We start from the raw sequence: 6,000 nt of genomic DNA, 5'->3' as shown, positions 1-6,000 counted from the left end.
CGATCAACGTTTGCGTTGTTCGTCAGCGGGAGGCGAATTCTACAGCGTTACAACCGCGTGTCAAACTCTTTTTCCTCACCGCTATCGATCAACCGGATCGACGCTGCCTCCTCGCTGACCTTCACTTCAAAACACCTGCAACTCATTGAATCGCAAGGCTTTTTCGTTTCCGTCTGCGCCGGAAGTGGGGCGAATTATAGAGAAACTAAATCGCCCGTCAACCGTTAATTTCAAAAAACTGTCATAAAGCTTTCCGCGCCCAGTAAAACGGGGCTACAGACTCGGAAACGCAAACTGCGAGGCCTCGTGACTTGCCCGCTGCGGCCAGCGCTGGGTGATTGCCTTGCGCCGCGTATAGAAGCGCACCCCATCAGGCCCATAGGCGTGCAGGTCGCCAAACAGTGAGCGCTTCCAGCCGCCGAAGCTGTGGTACGCCACTGGAACCGGCAGTGGAACGTTCACCCCCACCATGCCCACTTCAATCTCGTCGCAGAACAGCCGCGCCGCTTCGCCATCGCGAGTGAAGATACAGGTGCCGTTTCCGTACTCATGGTCGTTGATCAATTGCATGGCGTCTTCAAGGCTATTGACCCGAACAATGCACAGCACCGGTCCGAAAATCTCTTCTTTATAGATACGCATCTGCGGCGTAACCCGGTCGAACAGGCAGCCGCCCAGGAAGAAGCCCTCGTCATGTCCGGCGACTTCCAGGCCACGTCCGTCGACAACCAGCGTTGCGCCGGCCTGTACACCGTCTTCTATATAGCCGCTGACTTTATCGCGATGTTGCCCGGTCACCAGAGGCCCCATGTCCAGGCCGCAGGTGGTGCCAGCGCCAATCTTCAAGCCCTGGATCTGCGGCACCAGCCTGGCGACCAGCGCGTCGGCGATCTGATCCCCCACGCACACGGCAACGGAAATCGCCATGCAGCGCTCACCGCACGAACCGTATGCGGCGCCCATCAATGCGCTGACGGCGTTGTCCAGATCCGCATCGGGCATCAGCACCGCGTGATTCTTCGCCCCGCCCAGCGCCTGGACTCGCTTGCCGCGGGCAGCGCCTTCTTTATAGATGTACTCGGCGATAGGCGTAGAGCCTACGAAACTCAGCGCCTTGACCTCGGGCGCTTCGATCAGCGCGTCCACGGCTACCTTGTCGCCATGCACCACGTTAAGCACACCCTTGGGCAGGCCGGCCTCATGCAGCAACTGTGCAATCAGCAGCGTCGAACTGGGGTCGCGCTCCGAAGGCTTGAGGATGAAGCAGTTCCCGCAAGCAATCGCCAACGGGTACATCCACAGTGGCACCATCGCCGGGAAGTTGAATGGGGTGATGCCGGCTACCACGCCCAACGGCTGGAAGTCCGACCAGGCATCGATATTCGGCCCTACGTTGCGGCTGTACTCGCCTTTAAGAATCTCGGGTGCCGCGCAGGCGAATTCTACGTTCTCGATACCGCGCTTCAGTTCGCCCGCCGCGTCTTCGAGGGTCTTGCCGTGTTCTTCACTGATCAGCTGCGCGATACGCGCTTCGTTCTGTTCCAGCAATTGCTTGAAGCGGAACATGACCTGGGCGCGTTTGGCCGCCGGCGTGTTGCGCCACGCCGGGAATGCCGCCTTGGCGGAATCGATGGCCTGCTGGACGGTTTCGCGGCTGGCCAGTGCAACCTGGCGAATAGCTTGACCAGTGGCGGGGTTGAACACATTCGCGGTACGGTCGTTGCCGGACACCAGCTCGCCATGGATCAAGTGTTGGATGCTGCTCATGCGATGACTCCAGAACTGTCGCAGGTGCGGAACATGCCGCGCCTGTCGTTTATGTAGAAGAAAGCGGGTCCGATCAGTCGATCTGGTTCAAAGCCTCGCCGACCGCATCGAACATGCGGTCCAGGTCTTGCGCCTGACTGTTGAAAGTCGGGCCGAACTGCAAGGTGTCGCCGCCAAAGCGCACATAGAAACCAGCCTTCCACAATTTCATGCCTGCCTCGAACGGCCGCACAATCGCGTCGCCATCACGAGGCGCCAACTGGATTGCCCCGGCCAGTCCGTAGTTGCGGATGTCGACGATATGCCGCGCGCCCTTCACGCCATGCAGCGCGGTCTCGAAATGCGGGGCGATCTGCGCCGCCTGCTGGACCAGGTTTTCCCGTTGCAGCAGGTCGAGGGTCGCAATACCCGCCGCACAGGCCACCGGGTGCGCGGAGTAGGTGTAGCCGTGGGGAAATTCAACGGCGTACTCGGGCGTCGGTTGATTCATGAACGTCTGATAGATTTCGCTGCTGGCGATCACCGCGCCCATGGGAATCGCGCCGTTGGTGATCTGTTTGGCGATGCACATCAGGTCCGGCGTGGCGCCAAAGCTGTCAGCGCCGAACATTGCGCCGGTGCGACCGAAGCCGGTGATCACTTCATCGAAGATCAGCAAGATATTGTGCTGATCGCAAATCTCACGCAGCCGCTTCAGATAGCCCTGCGGCGGAACGATCACACCGGCCGAGCCGGCCATGGGTTCGACGATGACCGCCGCGATGTTGGAGGCGTCATGCAGCTCGATCAGCTTGAGCATTTCATCGGCCAGGGCGATGCCGCCCGCTTCCGGCATGCCTTTGGAAAAGGCGTTGCTGGCCAGCAAGGTATGCGGCAGATGATCGACATCCATCAACTGCCCGAACATCTTGCGATTGCCGTTGACGCCGCCAAGGCTGGTGCCGGCAACGTTGACGCCGTGGTAACCACGGGCGCGGCCGATCAGCTTGGTCTTGCTCGCCTGCCCCTTCAATCGCCAGTAGGCGCGCACCATTTTCACAGCGGTGTCCGCGCACTCGGAACCGGAGTTGGTGTAGAAGACGTGGTTCAGATTGCCGGGTGTCAGCTCGGCGATTTTTTCTGCGAGCTGAAACGAGAGCGGATGCCCGTACTGAAAGCCGGGAGAGTAATCCAGCACGCCAAGCTGTTTCGCCACGGCATCCTGAATCTCCTTGCGAGTGTGCCCTGCCCCGCAGGTCCACAACCCGGAAAGGCCATCATAGATTTTTCGCCCCTGATCGTCGGTCAGATAGCTGCCCTGCGCGGCAACGATCATTCGCGGGTCACGCTGGAAATTGCGGTTCGCCGTGTAGGGCAACCAGTGAGCGTCAAGCTTCAACGACGTGGTGACAGGCGTTTCGGACGATTCGAGCATGTTCATTGCAGCGGACCCCATGAGCAGGTGAGCGATCGATGATTGCAGCCAAGATGCCACGGGGCTAAAGTCCGAAAAACTCAGGTTTTGCGATCTTCAGTCAAGGGTTCACTAAACAATGGCGACGTGCCGTCCCGACCCACTCGCTCAAGTCAGCGATTTCGACATCCGCCTGCTGCGTATCTTCAAGAGCGTAGTGGAAGCCGGCGGCTTTTCAGCGGCTGAAGGCGTGCTGGGTATTGGCCGTTCTGCGATCAGCCAACAGATGAGCGACCTTGAACAGCGCCTGGGCCTGCGTTTGTGTCAGCGTGGCAGGGCCGGGTTTTCCGTGACCGACGAGGGCCGCGAGGTCTATCGGTCGGCGCTGCAACTGCTCAGTGCGCTGGAAAGTTTTCGCACCGAGGTCAACGGCCTGCATCAACATCTGCGTGGCGAGCTGAATATCGGCCTGACCGACAACCTGGTCACCGTTCCGCACATGCGCATCACCCACGCTCTGGCTCAACTCAAGGAGCGTGGCCCGAACGTACACATCAATATCCGTATGATTGCGCCCAACGAAGTTGAACAAGGCGTGCTTGACGGGCGCCTGCATGTGGGTGTGGTTCCCCAGGCCAGCGCCCTGTCAGGTCTTGAGTACCAAGCGTTGTACAGCGAGCGCTCACTGCTGTATTGCGCGGTCGGTCACCCGCTTTTCTATGTCGACGATGCGCAGCTGGCCGACGAGCGTCTCGCCTTGCAGGACGCCATCACCCCGACCTTTCGCCTGCCGACGGAAATCCAGGATCATTACCGCGCGCTGAACTGTACCGCCAGCGCCTCTGATCGTGAGGGCATGGCATTCCTGATCCTGACCGGCCGGTACATCGGTTACCTGCCGGACCATTACGCCAGCGCCTGGGTCCAGCAAGGCCGGCTGCGCGCCCTGAAACCCGACTCGCGCTTCCATGACCTGAGCCTGGTAACCGTCACCCGCAAGGGCCGCCGTCCTCATCTGGTGCTGGAAAGCTTTTTGCAGAGTCTCGCCACAACGCGATGATCCGCGCCGCACGAACACGCCTACGCTTGTCGAATGATCGTGCTTACGCTATCTGTGGATTTGTCGTACCCCATGATCTGTCCGAGACTGCCCATGACCCTTGAAGTCCCCGCGCACAGCCATCCCGCATCCAAGCCCGCCAGCCGCATTCGGCAGAAGAATGAGGAAGCCATTATCAAGGCGGCCGAAGATGAGTTTGCCCGTCATGGCTTCAAAGGCACGAGCATGAACACCATCGCGCTGAACGCCGGGCTGCCCAAGGCCAATCTGCATTATTACTTCACCAACAAGCTGGGCCTGTACGTGGCCGTGCTGAGCAACATCATCGAGTTGTGGGACAGCGCGTTCAATCATCTGAGTGTCGACGACGATCCGGCCCAGGCGCTGGCCGGTTATATCCGCGCCAAGATGGAATTTTCCCGGCGCAATCCCCAGGCTTCGCGAATCTTCGCCATGGAAATCATCAGCGGCGGCGAATGCATGAGCGAGTATTTCAGCGAGGACTACCGCCTGTGGTTTCAAGGGCGCGCGGCCGTGTTCAAGGCCTGGATCGAGGCCGGCAAGATGGACCCGGTCGACCCGGTCCACCTGATTTTCCTGTTATGGGGCAGCACTCAGCATTACGCTGACTTCGCGACCCAGATCTGTCGGGTTACCGGCCGGTCGCGCCTGACCCGGCAAGACATGGACGCCGCCAGTGACAACCTGATCCGGATAATCCTCAAGGGGTGTGGCCTCACGCCGCCAGCCTTGTAGAATCGCCCTCCTGCCGATAGCTGGAAACACCCATGCCCTTTACCCTGGTCGGCCCTTGTGAGTTTCGCGAAGAGATCCGCAAGAGCCGCTTCATCACCCTTGCGGCGCCCATCGCCAGCGCCGCCGATGCACAAGCGTTCATCGATCAGCACAGCGACCTGAATGCCACCCACAATTGCTGGGCCTGGAAGCTGGGCGCGCAATACCGCAGCAACGATGATGGCGAGCCCGGCGGCACAGCCGGCCGGCCGATTCTTGCCGCCATCGAAGCGCAGGATTTCGATCAGGTCGTGGTGCTGGTGATCCGCTGGTACGGCGGCATTCAGTTGGGGACCGGCGGCCTGGCCCGGGCTTATGGCGGCGGCGCCAACAAATGCCTGCAACAGGCCGAGCGCGTCGCGCTGGTCAACCGCGACCGGTTTACTCTGCAATGCAGTTTCAGTGAATTGACGCTGGTGAAGCTGCGTGTCGCCGAGGTCAACGGCCTGGTTGAAGAGGAAGCCTTCAACGCCAATGGCGCGCAGTTGACCATTGCCATCGGCCTGCAGGATCTTGAATGGCTGCAGCGCCAACTGGCGGATTTGAGTCGCGGCCGAATCATTCTTGAAGACGCTGACAGTCACCTGTAGGAGCGGACTTCTCCGCGAAGGCGTTTTTCAGGCGATACCCGTGCGGCGTCTGGCGTCTGCACGGGCCTCTGGCAGACAAGTCCGCTCCTGCGAATATCTACATCGTTCACACTTGCCCACATCTACTGTGCATCCGGCTGTGGATAAGCTGAGCACATCCGGCTGCACGCCTTGTCCGACCTGCGGTTGCGGGAAGTGATCGTTTTTTGCACAACACCGCACGGCGCGCCGAAATTCATCTGCAAAACAGCAAGTTGTGGGGACTTAGCACGATTTGGCCATTGGCTTGCGCGGGTTATTACCCAGTCTGGCAGTTGCGCACAGTTGCTGTGGAGCATTCTGTGGATAACAGGTGCAAGCCCGGCGCAACCACTGGGCGCATCGCGCTCCGTCGA

General features: G+C 60.1%; 6 protein-coding genes. 4 read left to right on the top strand and 2 right to left on the bottom strand.

The window, feature by feature from the left end:
* The coding region (locus EGJ27_RS24960; protein WP_148100591.1) for a hypothetical protein at positions 1 to 228 on the top strand (228 nt) is incomplete at its 5' end.
* A gap of 45 nt (positions 229 to 273) precedes the next feature.
* Here the strand turns inward: EGJ27_RS24960 and EGJ27_RS07530 are convergent.
* Positions 274 to 1,767 (bottom strand): CoA-acylating methylmalonate-semialdehyde dehydrogenase, encoded by a 1,494-nt coding sequence (locus EGJ27_RS07530; RefSeq protein WP_125830099.1) that lies wholly within the window; start codon positions 1,765 to 1,767, stop codon positions 274 to 276.
* A gap of 73 nt (positions 1,768 to 1,840) precedes the next feature.
* The gene (locus EGJ27_RS07525; RefSeq protein ID WP_125830098.1) at positions 1,841 to 3,187 is read right to left on the bottom strand and encodes an aspartate aminotransferase family protein; all 1,347 of its coding nucleotides are present in this window, start codon (positions 3,185 to 3,187) and stop codon (positions 1,841 to 1,843) included.
* A gap of 112 nt (positions 3,188 to 3,299) precedes the next feature.
* On the opposite strand from EGJ27_RS07525, the gene EGJ27_RS07520 reads away from it, so the two are divergent.
* The 3 genes from EGJ27_RS07520 (at position 3,300) to EGJ27_RS07510 (ending at position 5,605) form a co-directional block, all read left to right on the top strand.
* Positions 3,300 to 4,220 carry a LysR family transcriptional regulator gene (locus EGJ27_RS07520; protein WP_125830097.1) on the top strand — a complete coding sequence of 307 codons (921 nt, stop codon included), beginning with the start codon at positions 3,300 to 3,302 and terminating at the stop codon, positions 4,218 to 4,220.
* Positions 4,221 to 4,313: 93 nt separating this feature from the next.
* A complete protein-coding gene (locus tag EGJ27_RS07515; RefSeq protein ID WP_125830096.1) occupies positions 4,314 to 4,976 on the top strand; it encodes a TetR/AcrR family transcriptional regulator in 663 nt (220 codons plus the stop codon).
* 32 nt (positions 4,977 to 5,008) lie between these two features.
* Positions 5,009 to 5,605 (top strand): YigZ family protein, encoded by a 597-nt coding sequence (locus EGJ27_RS07510; protein WP_125830095.1) that lies wholly within the window; start codon positions 5,009 to 5,011, stop codon positions 5,603 to 5,605.
* Positions 5,606 to 6,000: the final 395 nt, after the last annotated feature.

The organism is Pseudomonas sp. v388 (assembly GCF_003935425.1).
Classification (GTDB): Bacteria; Pseudomonadota; Gammaproteobacteria; order Pseudomonadales; family Pseudomonadaceae; genus Aquipseudomonas.
The sequence above is the reverse complement of the archived record's forward strand: the minus strand, read 5'-3'. Positions and strand labels throughout refer to the sequence as shown.

Bases quoted from the DNA above. Each gene is read 5' to 3' on its own strand.
- EGJ27_RS07530 (WP_125830099.1), bottom strand. From the start codon at position 1,767: ATGAGCAGCATCCAACACTTGATCCATGGCGAGCTGGTGTCCGGCAAC.
- EGJ27_RS07525 (WP_125830098.1), bottom strand. From the start codon at position 3,187: ATGAACATGCTCGAATCGTCCGAAACGCCTGTCACCACGTCGTTGAAG.
- EGJ27_RS07520 (WP_125830097.1), top strand. From the start codon at position 3,300: ATGGCGACGTGCCGTCCCGACCCACTCGCTCAAGTCAGCGATTTCGAC.
- EGJ27_RS07515 (WP_125830096.1), top strand. From the start codon at position 4,314: ATGACCCTTGAAGTCCCCGCGCACAGCCATCCCGCATCCAAGCCCGCC.
- EGJ27_RS07510 (WP_125830095.1), top strand. From the start codon at position 5,009: ATGCCCTTTACCCTGGTCGGCCCTTGTGAGTTTCGCGAAGAGATCCGC.